We start from the raw sequence: 14,972 nt of genomic DNA, 5'->3' as shown, positions 1-14,972 counted from the left end.
CCGCTCAATCCGTTGGGTCGTGGAAAACCAGCGTGAATCCTTCCTCAGGCGTCGGTTCCGCGTAATGCTTGGAAAACCGGCGGAACTGTTCTTCGGTCGCGGCAAAGGCGTGGTCGCCCGCTGCGTTACGTGCTTGCAGTCGGGCCAGACAAACGACGTCGGGCGTGGTCAGCACATGCATCTGATGCGCGGCATCGGTCTGATCCAGAATTTCGCGCATCCAAGCACGGGTTTCGACCGTATTGGCCGGGAAATCCAGAACAACCGACATGCTCGCCTCAAGCAGAGTCGTGACATGCGGTCCCATCGCCGCGCGCAGACGCGTGGAACAGCGCAGATAGTCGGCACCTGTCACCATCTGATCGGCAAAAAGCGGCTTCAGCCAAGCGTCCTCGGAAATCAGAACCGTGCCGGGCTGCCTCGCGAGCTGGGCGGCAAGCGTCGATTTTCCCGCGGCGATCTTGCCGCAAAGCATGTGCAGGGTCGGAGCGGATCGGGTCATCGGTCGATTCCTGGTTGGGCACGGCGGGTGAAGGGCAGCCCCCGATCACTCGGGTCGCACCGGGAAACGTTCGCCTTTTTCGGTGATCAGAATCAACCGACCATCGTTGCGCACGTACAAATCGCAGCGGTCGAACCCATTGCGATACTGCACGCAGATGCTGCCATCAGCGGCGATCGAGTAGGTTCCGAAGGCCGTTCCGCCGCCATTGACCGCCGAATAGGTATAGGAATAGGCCCCACCGGCCGAGTATTTCGACTGCCCGTCGTCATAGAAAGTCAGCGTTCGCCCGGCCAGCGCGTCCAATTCAGCGGGGCTCAGGGGGACATCGCCGGGGCGGGTGGCCCATTCGGCAGCCCAGAGCGGCGAGGCGGCGCAGGCCGCGGCGATCAGCAACAGGTGTTTCATGCAGCCAGCCTAGCCCGGCCCGGCCCGATCGCGGAATAACGTTGCGGTGAGCGGTCAGGCGACCATCTGCTCGGCCTTCTTCAGATCGACCGAGACCAGCTGGCTGACGCCCTGTTCCTGCATGGTCACGCCGAACAGACGGTCCATCCGGGCCATGGTCACCGCGTGGTGGGTGATGATCAGGAACCGCGTGTCGGTCTGGCGGCACATCTCGTCCAGCAGATCGCAGAACCGGGTCACGTTGGCGTCATCCAGCGGTGCGTCGACCTCGTCCAGCACGCAGATCGGCGCCGGGTTGGCCAGGAACACGCCGAAGATCAACGCGGTGGCGGTCAGGGTCTGTTCCCCGCCCGACAACAGGCTGAGGGTCGACAGCTTCTTGCCCGGCGGCTGGCACATGATCTCGAGCCCCGCATCCAGCGGGTCGTCGCTCTCGACCATCACCAGGTTGGCCTCGCCGCCGCCGAACAGATGCTTGAACAGCATGGCGAAGTTCGTGTTGACCTGCTCGAAGGCGGTCAGCAGACGCTCGCGGCCCTCGCGGTTGAGGCTGGCGATGCCGCTGCGCAGCGCCTTGATCGCCTCCTCCAGATCGGATTTCTCGCTGTTGAGCGTGTCGAACTCCTCCTGAACCTCCCTGGCATCCTCCTCGGCGCGCAGGTTCACCGCACCCATCGCGTCGCGCTGGCGCTTGTGGCGGTTCACCTCAGCCTCAAGGGCATCGGCGGCGGGCATGTCGTCGGGGTTCACGTCCAGCTGGTTCAACAACTGGTTCGGGGTCAGTTGCTGATCCTCGGCGATGCGCTCGGCGGCGGCGGCGACACTTTCCTTGGCCGCCTCGAACCGCGCCTCGGCCGCGGCGCGGGCTTCGCGCGCCTCCGAGGCCTTGCGCTCGGCCTCGCGCTCGGCCAGCACGGCCTCGCGTTGCAACGCTTCGGCCTGGGCCAGCTTGTCGGCGGCCTCGGCGCGGCGGGCCTCGGCGGCCTCGATCATCTCGTTCAACTCTTCGCGCGCCTCGGCGATCTCGGCGGGCGCGGCCATCGCCTCGGTCAGCTCTTCCTCGGAGCTGGCCTTGCGCTCGGCCAGCTCGGCGATGCGCTTCTCGGCGGTTTCCAGACGGTGTTTCCAGCCGCTCAGGTCCTTGGCCACCTCCTGCGCGCGGCGGGTGCGGGCCTCGCCCTCGCGGCGCAACTCGTCATGGGTCGAGCGGTGCGTCAGCATGGTGATCCGCGCGGCCTCGACCGTCTGCTTGATGTCCTCGACCCGGGCGCGGGCGGTGTCCAGATCGCCCAGTTCGGCCAGGGCGGCCTCAGCCTCGCGCAGCTGGGCGCGGGCCGCCATCGCATCCTGCTTGTGGCGGTCGACCGCAAGCGTCAGGTTCTCCAGCTTGCCCTGCGCCAGGTTGCGGTCGGCCTCGGCCCGGCTGAGCGCGCGGGCGGCTTCGGCCATGCGCTGATCGGCGGCGCGGCGGGCCTCGCGGGTGCGGCGGTCGGCCTCGGTCACCTCGGCCAGTTGCCGCGACAGAGCCTCATGCGCGGCGCGGGCGCCGGCAGCCTGTGCTTCGACCTGCGCCAACTGCTGTTTCAGCGCCTCGAGCTTGTTGAGCTGCTCGAGCCGGAGCGCCGCGGCGCTGGGGGCATCCTCTGCCCAAGCGCGGAACCCGTCCCAACGCCACAGATCGCCCGAGCGCGACACCAACCGCTGGCCGGGTTTCAACAAGGGTTGCAGCCGCGCGCCCTGATCCGCGTCGATCAGGCCGATCTGCGCGATGCGACGGCTGAGGCGGTCCGGCCCCGAGACGTGCAGCGCCAGCGGCTCGGCCCCGTCCGGCAACGGCTGATCGGCATCATAGCCCGGCACCTGCACCCAACCCGAGGGGCCATCGCCCTCGACCAGCGGGGCGCGGAGGTCATCCGCCAGCGCGGCCCCCAGCGCCTTTTCAAAGCCTGGCTCGACCCGCAGCAGGTCCAGCACCTGCCCGCCCTCGGCCGTGTCGCGCTCGACCAGCTTGGCCAGCGCGGTGGTCTCGGCCCGGATCGCGCCCAACTCGCCCTCGGCCTCGGAGCGTTGGGCACGGGCCTCGGCCTCGCGCGCCTGCGTTTCACCGCGCAGCTCGTCGGCGGCGGCCAGTGCTTCCTCGGCGGCTTCGGCGGCCTCCCGCGCCTCTTCCTCGGCGGCTTGCGCGGCCTCGAACGCTTCGTCGGCGCGGGTCAGGGCGGCGCGGGCCTCGGCAACAGCTGCGCGGGCCTTTTCCTCTTCGGCCTCGGAGCGTGCCAGCGTCTTGCGGCTGTCCTCGACCAGGCGCTGCGCCGATTGGTGGCGCGCGACCAGACGGGCGGTGTCCTCGGTCTCCTGCGCCAGCAGATCCTCGCGCTCCTGCAGAACCGCGGCGGCTTCGCGGGCGATTTCGGCGGCTTCGGCCAGCTTGTCGTCATGGCCCTCGGCGGCCTTGGCCAGTTCGCGGGCCTCCCATTCCAGCCGCTCGATCATCTCGCCGGCGTCGCGGTTCAAACCGGTTTCACGCTCGATGTCGCGGCCCAGCTGCTGAATGCGGGCGGTCAGGGTTTCGATGGTCTGGCGCGCGCGGGTTTCCTGATCGGACAGCTGATCGCGCTGCACCTGCTGGCGCTGCAGGACGGCGGCGGCAATGGCCTCCTCCTCGCGCAGCGGCGGCAGGGTCTCTTCAATCTCGGCGCGTTTCGCGCTGGCGGCGCGAGCCTCGGCCTCGGCGCGCGCGGCTTCGGTGGTGCGGTCGCGCAGACGCTCTTCGGCCTGCTGGCGGGCCATGTCGGCCTCTTTCCAGCGGCGATACAGCAACATGCCCTCGGCCTGGCGCAATTGCTCGCCGATCTCACGATACCGCGCGGCCTGACGGGCCTGCCGCGCCAGCTGCGCCAACTGTGTGCCCAACTGTTCCAGCACGTCATCGACGCGGGTCAGGTTGGCTTCAGTGCCCTTGAGCTTCAGTTCGGCCTCGTGCCGGCGCTGGTACAGACCCGAGATGCCGGCGGCCTCTTCCAGAATCCGGCGGCGGGCGCGGGGTTTGGCGTTGATCAGCTCGGCGATCCGGTTCTGCCCCACCAGAGCGGGTGAATGCGCGCCGGTCGAGGCATCGGCGAACAGCATCTGCACGTCGCGGGCGCGCACGTCCTTGCCGTTGGCCTTGTAGGCGCTGCCCACGTCGCGGGTGATGCGGCGCACGATCTCGATCTGATCGCTGTCATTGAACCCGGCCGGGGCCAGACGTTCCGAGTTGTCCATGGTCAGGACCACCTCGGCGAAGTTGCGCGCCGGACGGGTGGCGGCACCGGCAAAGATCACGTCCTCCATCGCCCCGCCGCGCATCGATTTGGGGCGGTTCTCGCCCATCACCCAGCGCAGCGCTTCGAGCAGGTTGGACTTGCCGCAGCCGTTGGGGCCCACCACACCGGTCAACCCGTCCGCGATGATCAGATCGGTCGGGTCGACGAAGCTTTTGAAGCCGGTGAGTTTGAGTTTGGTAAAGCGCAAAGGCCGATTTCCATGATTCCCGTTCCCTGAAAGTCTGGACAAGGGAAGGCCCGCGAGTCAACGAAGTTGCGCAGGATATGGGATATTGCACCGAGTTATCCACAATATCTTGCTGATTTGGGCGGAATAGCGCGGAGTCAATACGGCGAACACTCGAACACCTGGTATCCGGTGTCCGACCCGCTGTCATAAGTTCCGAAGTCAATGCAATCATAGTTGGTCGGCGTGACCGCAGCCAGCAGCAGCCGGTCCGACGCCCTGCGGTCGCAGGCGAGGATGCCCACGGTCACCGCCGCATCGCCCAACACGTCGGCGACCGGACAGCCCGAGACCTGCGCCATGGCCAATGCGGCCCGATCCTGGATCGGCCCCAGCCGCGGAGCATATTGGCTGTTGACGCGGACCGCCTCGGCCAGGTCACCGCGCAGGCGCACGTCGAACACGCTGCCGTTCACGGCCACGCGGGTCGCTGGCAGGTCGCGGAAATGGGTGGTGCCGGCCGAGCAGCCGGCCAGCAACAGCAAGGCGAGGAACCGGATCATGCCGCAGCTTTGCGGCAAAATGGTTAACGAAAGCTTTCCCGCGCTCAGCCGCGCAGGACCGCGCCCAACCGGGCAATACCCTCGGCAATCGTGGCCTCGTCCGAGTTGGAGAAACTCAGCCGGATCGTGTTGGCGCCGCTGCCATCGGGATGGAAGGCCTGTCCGGGCACAAAGGCGACCTTGACCGTCTCAAGCGCGCGGGCCAGCAGCTGCGCGCCATCCGCGCCGGGCGGCAGGGTCAGCCAGATGAACATGCCACCTTCGGGCCGGGTCCAGTGCACGCCTTCGGGCATGTGCCGTTCCAGCGCCGCCAGCATCGCGTCGCGGCGCGCACGGTAGGTTGCGCGCACTTTCGGGATGTGGCTGTCGAAACAGGTTTGGGCCACCTGATGCACAGCCATCTGGTTGATGGTGGCCGAGTGTAGGTCGGCAGCCTGTTTCATCAGCACAAGCTGCGCGATGACGGGCCGCGCCGCCACGACCCACCCCACCCGCAATCCGGGCGACAGGGTCTTGGAAAAACTGCCGCAATAGATCGTCCGGCAGGCTTGCAGATCGCCCTTCCGCGCCAGTTCCAGCGCAAGGATCGGCGGTATCGCCTGCCCGTCATAACGCAGGGCCTGATAGGCGCCGTCTTCGATCAGGGCGCAGTCCAACTCTTCGGCCAGATCCAGAAGGGCCTCGCGCCCTTGCCGATCGACGGTCTCGCCGGTCGGGTTGGCAAAATCGGGGGACAGATAGGCGTATTTGACCGCCCCCGGCCCCGCCGCGGCCCGGTATTGCGCCGCGCCCGCATTGCCGCCTGCGCGCAACCGGTCAAAGCGTGGTTCATAGGCGTTGAAGGCCGCCAAAGCCCCCAGGTAGGTCGGCCATCCAACCAGCGCCGTGTCGCCGGGCGACAGAAACAGTTTGCCCAGATAGTCGAGCGCCTGCTGCGAGCCCGAGGTGATCAGAACATCATCGGGGCCGCAGTCGACGCCGATCTGGCGCATGTGGCCGGCGATCCATTCCCGCAGCGGCATGTACCCTTCGGACACGGAATACTGTAACGCCTGCGCCCGGCTGTCGGCGCCAAGCGCCTGTTGGAATGCCTGGCCAAAGGCCTCGGCTGGAAACAGCGCCGGGTCGGGGATGCCGCCTGCAAAGGAAATGATGCCGGGTTGATCCAGCAGTTTCAGCAGCTCTCGGATTTCGGATGCCTTCATTCGCGCCGCGCGCGTTGCAAATAACTGGTGCATGGGCCGAGCCTCCTCCGCTGGGTCGGACTGACGCTATGACCTCCGCGCTTAAAGTCAATAATGCTGACCTAGTATTTCAGCCAATGTGATCGCGGCCCGTTCTTGCGCGGGCCGGGCATGTGTGGTCATATGATTTGACCAATTTTCAGCGATGCTCCGATGCCCTTTCAGAAAGTCCAGACCGAGAAACTGTCCCTGGCCGTGGTCAAACAGATCGAGTTGCTGATCCTGCGCGGGATCCTGCGCCCCGGTGAGCGCCTGCCGCCCGAGCGCGAACTGGCCGATCGGCTGGGCGTGTCGCGCCCGTCGCTGCGCGAGGCGATCTCGCAACTGCAGGAACAGGGCCTGCTGACCGCCAAGGCCGGGTCGGGCATCTACGTGGCCGAGGTTCTGGGCTCGGCCTTTTCGCCGGCGCTGATCCGACTGTTCAGCAGCCATGACGAGGCCGTGTTCGACTACCTGTCGTTCCGGCGCGACATGGAAGGGCTGGCGGCCGAACGCGCCGCGCGGCTGGGCTCGGACAGCGACCTGAAGGTGATCCAGGCGATTTTCGACAAGATGGAGGCCGCCCATGCCCGCAACGCGGCCGATGACGAGGCCCATCTGGACGCGCAGTTCCACATGGCGATCATCGAGGCCAGCCACAACGTGGTGATGCTGCACATGATGCGGTCGATGTTCGATCTGTTGCGGCAGGGCGTGTTCTACAACCGTCAGATCATGTTCCACCAGCGCACGACGCGCGACGCAATCCTGAACCAGCACAGGGCGATCAACGCAGCCCTTCAGGCCCGCGACCCCGAAGCGGCCCGGCAGGCGGTGGAGCAGCACCTGAGCTTCGTCGAACGCTGCATGCAGGACCAGCAGAAGGCGCAGCGCAACGAATGCATCGCGCGCCAGCGCCTGGAACACGAGACCGGCACGCGTTAGGCGACTTCGGATCAGATCCGGTGCAACCGTCGCAGCAGCCTGTGCTTCCACAACTGCGGCCGAGCAAAAGGCGCGGGGTCGCGTTTGCGCAGATCGGGAAACGTCGCGTTTGCCTCCTTGCGGGTCCGCAGCTTGAGCGGTTCATCGAGGATACGGCGCACCAAATCATCCTGCGGCACGACCGTCGCGCGCTCGGCATCGATCACCTCGAGCATTTCCGCATGGTAGGCTTCGATATCTTCTGACCGTTGTCCGCTGCGGAACCTGAACGCGCCAATTTGGTTATGCACGGACAGCATCGTCGCGTGCCTGGAAAACCTCAGCCACAGTTCGCCGTCCACGGCAAGGCGGAGTGACTGGTTCAACCCACCGCCTGCAACATCCCACAGGCTGCGGCGCCAGAAGGTCGATTCCTGCTGTATCCATTGGTAATCGGCCGCAAGGAACCGCGTGTGCGTCACAGGTCGCGGACGGCGGACGCTCAAGACCTGATCGACCTCGTCGATACAGGTCACCCGACCGGTCAGCCACTCAACCGAGGGATTGAGCGCAAAGATCGAGCCCACAAGCGACAGACCACCGGGCATCAGGACATCGTCCGAATTGATCCATCCCATCACCTCTCCGGTCGACACCGCAAAGCCCCGATTTATTGCGTGGGCTTGTCCGTCATCTGGTTCGGACAGAACCGCAGAAAAGAAATTTCGATACTTTTCGACGATTTCAAGGGACCCATCCGTACTGCCGCCATCGGAAAGGATCAGTTCAAGGTTGGGATAGTTCTGATCTATGACCGAGCGAATCGTGCGCTCGAGAAACTCGGCGCAATTGAGGTTCGGGATCACAACGCTGATCCGGGGCAACTGCGTCATATCTTACCATGGGCCTGGCTGGGGAAGCCGTGAATCGATCAAATTTATTCCGGTCCAGAATAGACAAAAAAAACGGCAAGGGCAAAATCTGCCCTCACCGAACCTTGTGCAACCGTCGTGAAACTCTGCATTGCGTCGGCAAACAGCTGCCGATCACGGCTACCTGCAGCGGATCAATGCAGTTTCTGCGCCACGGTCGTGATGGCCTCGTCGATCAGTTTGTTGGCCTGAGCCGCGGTCATCTGCTTGGCCAGGACCGACTGCGCGGCGGCAACGGCTGCGGCAACGGCCTGATCCCGGACCTCTCTGACCGCTGCGGCCTCGGCCGAGGCGATCTGATCCTGAGCAGCCGCCAGACGACGGGCAATCGACTTCTCAAGGTCGGCCTTGGCCTGTTCGGCCGCCAGAACGGCGTCTTCCTTGGCCGCGGCCACGATGGCGTCAGCCTGGGCCTGAACCTCGCGTTGCTTGCGCTCGTACGAGGCCAGCAGGCCACGCGCTTCTTCGTGCAAGGCGCGGGCTTCGTCCAGTTCGGCCTGAATGCCCTGGGCGCGATTGTCCAGCGCACCGCCGATCATGCCGGGCACCTTGAAATAGAACAGCACCGCGATGAAGACGATGAAGCCCAGCAACACCACGAAATCGGTGTTGCCCAGCGAGAAGAACGGGCCGCTTGCGGCAAAGGCCGGGCTGGCGGCGCCTGCGGTCAGGACAAGGGCAAGGATGTTCCGCATGTCACTTATCCTTTCAGCTGTGCTTCGACGGCACCTGCGATGGCATCGGCATCCGCCTTGCCGCCCAGTGCGGTGACCAGCTCGGCCGCCACGTCCTTGGCAACCACTTGAATGCTTTCCAGCGCTCCGGCCCGGATCTCGGCAATCGCCTTTTCGGACTCGGCCGCCTTGGCCGCGATTTCCGCATCCGCCTTGGCGATCGCGTCATCCAGGTCGGCCTGGATTTCGGCGCGCGCTTCGGCTGCGATCCGCTGCGCCTCGGCACGGGCATCGGCCAGCGCCTTGTTGTAGGCCTCTTCGGCCTCGACCGCTTTGGCCTTCAGGTCTTCGGCCGCGGCCAGGTCATTTGTAATGGTCCCCTGACGCTCGGCCAGGATCGCCGCGATGCGCGGCAGGGCCACGCGGGACAGGACCAGAAAGATGACGACCAGCGTAATGACCAGCCAGAAGATCTGGTTGGGGAACCAATCGAAGCAGAGCTGCGGCATCCCGATGGCCGAGCCATGGGAATCGACGCATTTGCCGACTGCTTCTGCAGCTATGGGTTCTGTCGCCATGATGTCCTCCGTCGGAACGTTGTCTTTACAACAGGTGGGCCGCTATGGCTTGGGCCCACCTGCGCGTAAGGATCAGGTTCCGCAGATTACACGGCGAACATCAGCAGCAGCGAGACCAGGAATGCGAAGATCCCCAGGGCTTCTGCGAATGCGATACCGATGAACAGGGTTGCGGTCTGCGAAGCAGCCGACGAAGGGTTGCGCAGAGCGCCGGCCAGGAAGTTGCCTGCCACGTTGCCCACCCCGATTGCGGCCGCGCCGGAACCGATTGCTGCCAGGCCTGCGCCGATGTGTGCGAGATCGCCTTCCATGATGTATCTCCTTACGAATTGGAAGTTTCGATTTTGGGTTATCGTTCCTGTGCCGGGATCACGCCCCGATCAGTGATGCGGATGCAGTGCGTCCTTGAGGTAAACACAGGTCAGAATGGTGAAAACGTAGGCCTGGATGAAGGCCACCAGGACCTCGAGGCCATACATCGCGGTGATCGCCAGAACCGACACGGGCGAGATCGCGGCGATCGCGGCGAATCCGGCGAACACCTTGATCACGGCGTGGCCCGCCATGACGTTGCCCGCAAGACGGATCGAGTGGCTGACCGGACGCACGAAGTACGAGATCAGCTCGATGATCGCCAGGATCGGGCGCAGCGCCAGCGGCGCGCTGGACACCCAGAACAGGCTGAGGAACCCGGCGCCGTTCTTGACAAAGCCCAGAACGGTCACGGTCAGGAACACCGCCAGCGCCAGCGGAATTGTGACCGCGAAATGCGATGTCGTGGTGAACGAGGTCGGGATCAGGCCCAGGAAGTTCGCGGTGACGATGAACATGAACAGGGTCATGACATAGGGGAAGAACTTGACGCCTTCCTTGCCGCAGATGTCTTCCAGCATCTTGTAGATGAAGCCGTAGGCCAACTCGGCGATCGACTGCATGCGGGTCGGCACGATGGCGCGCTTCGAGGTGCTCAGCACCAGCAGGCCGATGATGGCCAGAACCGCAAAGAACAGCCACAGGGTCACGTTGGTGGGCGTGTACCAGGCGATCGTGTCGCCGCCGAACAGCGGCTTGACGATGAACTGGTCCATGGGATGGAACACCAGGCTGCTGCCTTCTGCTGCGTGTTCTGCGCCTGCGGCGCCGTGTGCTGCGGTGGTCTCGCTTGCCACGTTCAGTCCCTCTCGTCCTTCTCGGCCGTTGTCGCGGCCGCTTGTTTCTCTTGGGCCTCCTGAGCGCTGCGGAGCATGACCTTCACCCCGGCGACGAGACCCAGCAATGTAAACAGCACCAGGAAGATCGGGATCGTCCCGAACAGGCTGTCCAGCCCGTACCCGATGCCAAATCCGATCCCAAGACCGGATACCATCTCGATGACCATCCGCCAGGCCAATTCGCCCCCGGATATGTCGGCGTCTGCGCGGGCCTGCGGTTGCTTGGCCTTTTTCGCCGCTTCGATCCGCGCCTCAAGCTGCGTCAGGCGCTGCTTTGGGTCGTCATCGGTCACGGGCGGTTTCCTCGCACAGTCTTGGCGCAGTTGCTAAGCGGCACGCGGCGCAGAGTCAACGGCCTTGATGACCCCAATTGCCGCAGATCAAGCCGTTGTTTTATTTCTGTTTTTCTCGCCCCAGCCTGTCGTTCCGCCTGGGCGTCGGGTCCGCGTTGGCCCGAAAAGCCCTGAATCCGCATATTCAACCAAATGGTTGACCAAGCTTTCCCGCTGTGGTTCAGCGGGGTCATGTCCGATGACCTCGATACCGTCTTTGCGGCCTTGGCCGACCCCACGCGGCGCGCGATTCTGGCGATGCTGCTCGAGGATGACATGGCCGTCACCGACGTGGCCGAGCCGTTCGAGATGTCGCTGGCGGCGATCTCGAAACACCTGACGATCCTGACCCGCGCGGGGCTGATCAGTCAGGAAAAGCGCGGCCGGGTGAAATGGTGCAAGCTGGAACCCGACGCGCTGCGCGCGGCCTCGGTCTGGATGCAGGGGTTCGGGCAGTTCGAACCGGTCAATCTGGACGCGTTCGAGCGGTTCCTGGAAAACCAACTGTCCGCTGGTGACGAGGCCTAGCGCACCACGAAGACCGACATGCTGGCATGTTTGGCCAGGTATCCGGCATGGCTGGACAGGATGAAATCGGTGATCCGCGGCGCATGGGTGCCGATGACGATCAGGTCGGCGCCGATCTCTTCGGCGGTGCGGGCCAGATCGCCATCGACCTCGGCCGCCACGTCCACCGAGTGGATATTGAGGAAATCGACCGGCACGCCGCTGGCCTGGGACAGCTCGTCCGCCAGATCGGACAGATGGTCATGGATCGCGCTTTCGGTCTGGGTCGGGTCTCCGGGCTGGTTGCTGGTGACACTAACGATGGTGATCCGCGCCCCCTGCCATCGGGCGACCTGGGCCGCAACCTCGGCGGCTTTGCGCCCTTCGGGCGGCAAGTGCAGATCGACGGGAAACATGATGTGCTTGAACATGGGGTTCCTCCTTGTCCTTGGCGCAGCCTAGCCGGGCCGTGCAGGCCGCCCCTTGATCTGCCTCAACCGGCGGGCGTCAGCGCGGCACGGGCTGACGATCGGCGCTGCGCAGGTCATCACCCTTCAGCAGCAGGACCAAGGCCAGGATCGTCAAGCCGATCCCCACCAGGACCAAAACGTTCGGCGCCGGCTGGCCCAGCGCGATCTGCCAGATGATCACCCAGCTGGGCGTCAGGTAGGTATAGGCCATGACCTTGGCCGAAGGCAGCAGCAGCGTGGCATATTGCAACAGAACGAAGGTGGCCGCGCTGGCGCAGATGGCGACATAGAGCAGGCCGATCCAGACGATCGCCGGCAGGTTGGCCCAGTCGGTCGCGCGGATGTCGGACCAGCCGAACACCGTCAGCACCGCGCACCCGGCCAACAACGTGCCGAAAGTGAACACGACCGGCGGCTCGCCCCGGTTCAGCTTGCGCACCATGGGCGTATAGATCGCATGGGCCACGCAGCCCCAGAAATAGATGATCTCGCCCTGCCCGATCTCGAAGGCGCGAAAGGCCAGCCAATCGGCGCGGAACACCACCCACAGCGCGCCAACCGCGCCCACGCTCAATGCAAGGGCCATGTGCGGGGTGGTGATCTGGCGCAGCAACACCCACCCCGCCACCGCCGACAGGATCGGCGTCAGGGTAAACACCGCCGCCGCGCTAACCGGCGGCGCGGTCTTCAGCCCGTAGAACATCAGCACGAAATAGGCCGAGAACAGCCCGCCCAGCACCAGATAGCGCCACGGCGCACGCGCCGCGCTGCGCGGCAGGCCGGTCGTCATCAGCGCCGCGATGCCGATCACCACGCCGGCAATCGCGAACCGCGCGGCGTTCAACGCCGCCGGCGCGATCTCGTTGGCAATCATCGAACCCAGCGAGAAACTGCCCGCCACCAGCGCCGAGAACACCAGCATGGCCAGATGGCCACGCGCCTGCGGGCTCATGGCAGCCAGTCCTTGGCCTGCTCCTTGAGGAATTTAAGAAAGGTCTGCACCTTGTTGGTTCGGTGCAGGTCCACATGGGTCACCAACCACAGGTTGCCGGCCCATTCCGGCAGCGGCTCCATCACCTCCTGCAACTGCGGATGGCGGCCGGCCTCCCACCGGGCCATGAAGCCGATCCCCGCCCCGGCCAGTACCGCCTCGGCCACGGTGAAGTTGTTGGAACAGCGGAAGGTGATCGCCTCGGCCGGGACAATGGCGCGCAGCCAGCGTGAAAAGGGCGCGCGGCTGTTTTCATCATCCGCCCCGACGAAGGCGTGGTTGGCGAAATCCTCGACGCCCGCGGGCAGGCCGCGCCGCGCGATGTAATCCTGACTGGCATAAAGCCCCACCTCTTGCGTCATGAAGGGCTGCACCACATTGTCCGGCTGGTCGGGGGCCGCACCGGCCCGGATGGCCACATGCGCCTCGCCGTATTCCAGGCGGAACAGGCGGTCGCCGGTCAAATAGCGCACGATCAGGTCGGGATGGTCCTGCTGGAACGCGGTGAGCGTGGGCACCACCAGCGGCGCCAGCGAGACCAGCGAGGTCACCACCAGCTCGCCCGAGACATCGTCTCCGCGCCCCTTCAGCCGCCCGACCAGCTGGTTGAACTGATCCTCGGTGGCCTGGGCCACGCGCAGCAGATCCTCGCCCGCCTCGGTCGGGGTGTAGCCGCGCGCGTGGCGCTGGAACAGCTTGACCTTCAGCCGGGCCTCGATCGCGTCGATATGGCGGATCACCGTGGCGTGATGCACCCCCAGAACCTCGGCCGCGCCGCTGACCGTGCCCATGCGCGCAACCTGATAGGCGGTGCGGACCTCGTCCCAATTGTCCATGACAAAACCAATTCTGTGCAATTTCCAACAATGCCTGTTGATTTATCCCAGTTTCGTTCGCTCACGCAATACTCATATTGGGCTCAGACGCAAAATCCGAACCCTGAGAAGGACCCATGCCATGACAAAGACCATCCTGCATATCGACGCCTCGGCCCGCCGCACCGGCTCGGCCACCCGCGACCTGTCGGCCCGCATCGTCCAGCACCTGGGCGCCAGCCGCATCATCCGCCGCGATCTGGCCACCCCCCTGCCCCTGCTGACCGAGGACTGGATCACCGCCAACTTCACCCCCGCCGATCAACGCGACGCCACCCAGCGTGACCTGCTGGCCCTGTCGGACGAGGTGGTCAGGGAACTGCAGCAGGCCGACACGGTGGTGATCGGGTTGCCGATCTACAATTTCTCGGTCCCGGCCGCCTTCAAGGCCTGGATCGACCTGGTCGCCCGTGCGGGCCTGACGTTCTCGTATACCGAGAATGGCCCCAAGGGCCTGCTGGAGGGCAAACGCGCCATCCTCGCCATCGCTTCGGGCGGTACCGCGGTGGGGTCCGAGATCGACTTTGCAACCGGATACGCCCGCCATGTACTGGGCTTCATCGGCATCCACGACGTGGATGTGGTGGCCGCCGACCGCATGGCGCTGGATCCGGAAGCCGCGCTGAGCAACGCGCAGAAAGCCGTGGCCGAACTGGCCGCCTGATGCGACCGGGCGCCGCCGGTGGCGCCCGGTATTCCACTCCCCGTCAGGCGCGCTCGGACGGGCGCGCCTTTCAGGGCAGCCAGGTGACCCCGCACCCGGTGCGGTCGAAGAAGGCCATCAGGTCGTCGCGCGCCATGGCCACCGTCCGGTCGTTGACCAGCGGATGCATATAGATCACGTCCGCGCGCCGCGCCGCGTCGTCCATGAAGAACCGCACATCGTTGCCCACGCCGTTGATCATCGCCAGCGGGCTGACCGCGCCGGGACGGATACCGAGGTTCTGCATCAGCCGATCCGCCGACCCGAAGGACAGGTTGCCCACCCCCAGTTCGGCACCCAGCGCCTTGAGGTCGATCTCGCGGCTCTGTTCCAGCGTCACCAGGTAGTTCCGCTTTTTCTTGTCGCGCAGATACAGGTTCTTGAGCCGCAACGCGTTTTCGCCCGGCACCATGAACTGATCTTCGACCGCCTTCGACTCTTCGACCGTCCGCAGCGGGACGTGGCTGTGCAGGCGATAGGGCAGCCCCCAATCGTCCAGCTGCGCCAGCAGTGCATCGGAACTGAGCGGCAATGTGTCCTGAAAGGCGGATGAGGCGTCCATGGTCTTCTCCCGAATATTGCGCCAGTGA

18 protein-coding genes are annotated in these 14,972 nt (G+C 65.2%); 3 read left to right on the top strand and 15 right to left on the bottom strand.

The window, feature by feature from the left end; all coding sequences use genetic code 11:
• Positions 1-4 precede the first annotated feature (4 nt).
• From F3H26_RS12430 to F3H26_RS12410, 5 genes are all read right to left on the bottom strand, one after another.
• Complete coding sequence (locus F3H26_RS12430) at positions 5-502, bottom strand: AAA family ATPase (RefSeq protein WP_149776363.1); 498 nt, start codon at positions 500-502, stop codon at positions 5-7.
• A 45-nt stretch (positions 503-547) separates the two neighbouring features.
• On the bottom strand, positions 548-910 hold the full coding sequence (locus tag F3H26_RS12425) for a hypothetical protein (protein ID WP_149776362.1): 363 nt from the start codon (positions 908-910) through the stop codon (positions 548-550).
• Positions 911-964: 54 nt separating this feature from the next.
• Complete coding sequence (locus tag F3H26_RS12420; protein WP_149776361.1) at positions 965-4,420, bottom strand: chromosome segregation SMC family protein; 3,456 nt, start codon at positions 4,418-4,420, stop codon at positions 965-967.
• Between the two features lie 137 nt (positions 4,421-4,557).
• Positions 4,558-4,962, bottom strand: coding sequence for a hypothetical protein (locus F3H26_RS12415; protein WP_149776360.1), 405 nt, complete (start codon positions 4,960-4,962; stop codon positions 4,558-4,560).
• A 44-nt stretch (positions 4,963-5,006) separates the two neighbouring features.
• Complete coding sequence (locus F3H26_RS12410; protein ID WP_149776359.1) at positions 5,007-6,200, bottom strand: aminotransferase-like domain-containing protein; 1,194 nt, start codon at positions 6,198-6,200, stop codon at positions 5,007-5,009.
• Positions 6,201-6,359: 159 nt separating this feature from the next.
• Here F3H26_RS12410 and F3H26_RS12405 point away from each other — a divergent pair, with 159 nt between their 5' ends.
• Positions 6,360-7,130: an FCD domain-containing protein gene (locus tag F3H26_RS12405; protein WP_149776358.1), complete on the top strand. Its 771-nt coding sequence runs from the start codon at positions 6,360-6,362 to the stop codon at positions 7,128-7,130.
• 11 nt (positions 7,131-7,141) lie between these two features.
• On the opposite strand, the gene F3H26_RS12400 is transcribed toward F3H26_RS12405, so the two are convergent.
• From F3H26_RS12400 to F3H26_RS12375, 6 genes are all read right to left on the bottom strand, one after another.
• On the bottom strand, positions 7,142-8,002 hold the full coding sequence (locus tag F3H26_RS12400; RefSeq protein ID WP_149776357.1) for a glycosyltransferase family 2 protein: 861 nt from the start codon (positions 8,000-8,002) through the stop codon (positions 7,142-7,144).
• Positions 8,003-8,175: 173 nt separating this feature from the next.
• On the bottom strand, positions 8,176-8,736 hold the full coding sequence (locus F3H26_RS12395) for a F0F1 ATP synthase subunit B (RefSeq protein ID WP_149776356.1): 561 nt from the start codon (positions 8,734-8,736) through the stop codon (positions 8,176-8,178).
• Between the two features lie 5 nt (positions 8,737-8,741).
• Positions 8,742-9,293 (bottom strand): F0F1 ATP synthase subunit B', encoded by a 552-nt coding sequence (locus F3H26_RS12390; protein WP_149776355.1) that lies wholly within the window; start codon positions 9,291-9,293, stop codon positions 8,742-8,744.
• Positions 9,294-9,379: 86 nt separating this feature from the next.
• Positions 9,380-9,604 carry a F0F1 ATP synthase subunit C gene (locus F3H26_RS12385; protein WP_149776354.1) on the bottom strand — a complete coding sequence of 75 codons (225 nt, stop codon included), beginning with the start codon at positions 9,602-9,604 and terminating at the stop codon, positions 9,380-9,382.
• A 69-nt stretch (positions 9,605-9,673) separates the two neighbouring features.
• A complete protein-coding gene (locus F3H26_RS12380) occupies positions 9,674-10,462 on the bottom strand; it encodes a F0F1 ATP synthase subunit A (protein WP_262504557.1) in 789 nt (262 codons plus the stop codon).
• 2 nt (positions 10,463-10,464) lie between these two features.
• Complete coding sequence (locus F3H26_RS12375; protein ID WP_149776353.1) at positions 10,465-10,797, bottom strand: AtpZ/AtpI family protein; 333 nt, start codon at positions 10,795-10,797, stop codon at positions 10,465-10,467.
• Positions 10,798-11,028: 231 nt separating this feature from the next.
• Here F3H26_RS12375 and F3H26_RS12370 point away from each other — a divergent pair, with 231 nt between their 5' ends.
• On the top strand, positions 11,029-11,364 hold the full coding sequence (locus tag F3H26_RS12370) for an ArsR/SmtB family transcription factor (protein WP_040634579.1): 336 nt from the start codon (positions 11,029-11,031) through the stop codon (positions 11,362-11,364).
• Here F3H26_RS12370 and F3H26_RS12365 read toward each other — a convergent pair.
• The 3 genes from F3H26_RS12365 to F3H26_RS12355 all read right to left on the bottom strand — a co-directional run bounded on the left by F3H26_RS12365 (position 11,361) and on the right by F3H26_RS12355 (position 13,640).
• Entirely contained in the window at positions 11,361-11,774 is a 414-nt protein-coding gene (locus F3H26_RS12365) for a universal stress protein (protein WP_149776352.1), read from the bottom strand. The genes F3H26_RS12370 and F3H26_RS12365 overlap by 4 nt on opposite strands.
• Before the next feature lie 76 nt (positions 11,775-11,850).
• The gene (locus tag F3H26_RS12360; RefSeq protein ID WP_149776351.1) at positions 11,851-12,765 is read right to left on the bottom strand and encodes a DMT family transporter; all 915 of its coding nucleotides are present in this window, start codon (positions 12,763-12,765) and stop codon (positions 11,851-11,853) included.
• Entirely contained in the window at positions 12,762-13,640 is an 879-nt protein-coding gene (locus tag F3H26_RS12355) for a LysR family transcriptional regulator (RefSeq protein ID WP_149776350.1), read from the bottom strand. Before F3H26_RS12355 ends, F3H26_RS12360 begins: the two co-directional genes overlap by 4 nt.
• A 121-nt stretch (positions 13,641-13,761) precedes the next feature.
• Here F3H26_RS12355 and F3H26_RS12350 point away from each other — a divergent pair, with 121 nt between their 5' ends.
• Positions 13,762-14,343, top strand: coding sequence for an FMN-dependent NADH-azoreductase (locus tag F3H26_RS12350; RefSeq protein ID WP_149776349.1), 582 nt, complete (start codon positions 13,762-13,764; stop codon positions 14,341-14,343).
• A gap of 70 nt (positions 14,344-14,413) precedes the next feature.
• On the opposite strand, the gene F3H26_RS12345 is transcribed toward F3H26_RS12350, so the two are convergent.
• Positions 14,414-14,944 carry a prolyl-tRNA synthetase associated domain-containing protein gene (locus tag F3H26_RS12345; RefSeq protein ID WP_149776348.1) on the bottom strand — a complete coding sequence of 177 codons (531 nt, stop codon included), beginning with the start codon at positions 14,942-14,944 and terminating at the stop codon, positions 14,414-14,416.
• Between the last annotated feature and the right edge of the window lie 28 nt (positions 14,945-14,972).

It is taken from the genome of Ruegeria intermedia, from assembly GCF_900129345.1.
GTDB classification, from domain to species: domain Bacteria; phylum Pseudomonadota; class Alphaproteobacteria; order Rhodobacterales; family Rhodobacteraceae; genus Ruegeria; species Ruegeria intermedia.
This window is presented reverse-complemented; position numbering and strand designations above follow the sequence as displayed.

What these genes read in the sequence shown, in the direction of transcription:
- F3H26_RS12430 (WP_149776363.1), bottom strand. Translation starts at nt 502, where the DNA reads ATGACCCGATCCGCTCCGACCCTGCACATGCTTTGCGGCAAGATCGCC.
- F3H26_RS12425 (WP_149776362.1), bottom strand. Translation starts at nt 910, where the DNA reads ATGAAACACCTGTTGCTGATCGCCGCGGCCTGCGCCGCCTCGCCGCTC.
- F3H26_RS12415 (WP_149776360.1), bottom strand. Translation starts at nt 4,962, where the DNA reads ATGATCCGGTTCCTCGCCTTGCTGTTGCTGGCCGGCTGCTCGGCCGGC.
- F3H26_RS12410 (WP_149776359.1), bottom strand. Translation starts at nt 6,200, where the DNA reads ATGCACCAGTTATTTGCAACGCGCGCGGCGCGAATGAAGGCATCCGAA.
- F3H26_RS12405 (WP_149776358.1), top strand. Translation starts at nt 6,360, where the DNA reads ATGCCCTTTCAGAAAGTCCAGACCGAGAAACTGTCCCTGGCCGTGGTC.
- F3H26_RS12400 (WP_149776357.1), bottom strand. Translation starts at nt 8,002, where the DNA reads ATGACGCAGTTGCCCCGGATCAGCGTTGTGATCCCGAACCTCAATTGC.
- F3H26_RS12395 (WP_149776356.1), bottom strand. Translation starts at nt 8,736, where the DNA reads ATGCGGAACATCCTTGCCCTTGTCCTGACCGCAGGCGCCGCCAGCCCG.
- F3H26_RS12390 (WP_149776355.1), bottom strand. Translation starts at nt 9,293, where the DNA reads ATGGCGACAGAACCCATAGCTGCAGAAGCAGTCGGCAAATGCGTCGAT.
- F3H26_RS12385 (WP_149776354.1), bottom strand. Translation starts at nt 9,604, where the DNA reads ATGGAAGGCGATCTCGCACACATCGGCGCAGGCCTGGCAGCAATCGGT.
- F3H26_RS12370 (WP_040634579.1), top strand. Translation starts at nt 11,029, where the DNA reads ATGTCCGATGACCTCGATACCGTCTTTGCGGCCTTGGCCGACCCCACG.
- F3H26_RS12365 (WP_149776352.1), bottom strand. Translation starts at nt 11,774, where the DNA reads ATGTTCAAGCACATCATGTTTCCCGTCGATCTGCACTTGCCGCCCGAA.
- F3H26_RS12360 (WP_149776351.1), bottom strand. Translation starts at nt 12,765, where the DNA reads ATGAGCCCGCAGGCGCGTGGCCATCTGGCCATGCTGGTGTTCTCGGCG.
- F3H26_RS12355 (WP_149776350.1), bottom strand. Translation starts at nt 13,640, where the DNA reads ATGGACAATTGGGACGAGGTCCGCACCGCCTATCAGGTTGCGCGCATG.
- F3H26_RS12350 (WP_149776349.1), top strand. Translation starts at nt 13,762, where the DNA reads ATGACAAAGACCATCCTGCATATCGACGCCTCGGCCCGCCGCACCGGC.
- F3H26_RS12345 (WP_149776348.1), bottom strand. Translation starts at nt 14,944, where the DNA reads ATGGACGCCTCATCCGCCTTTCAGGACACATTGCCGCTCAGTTCCGAT.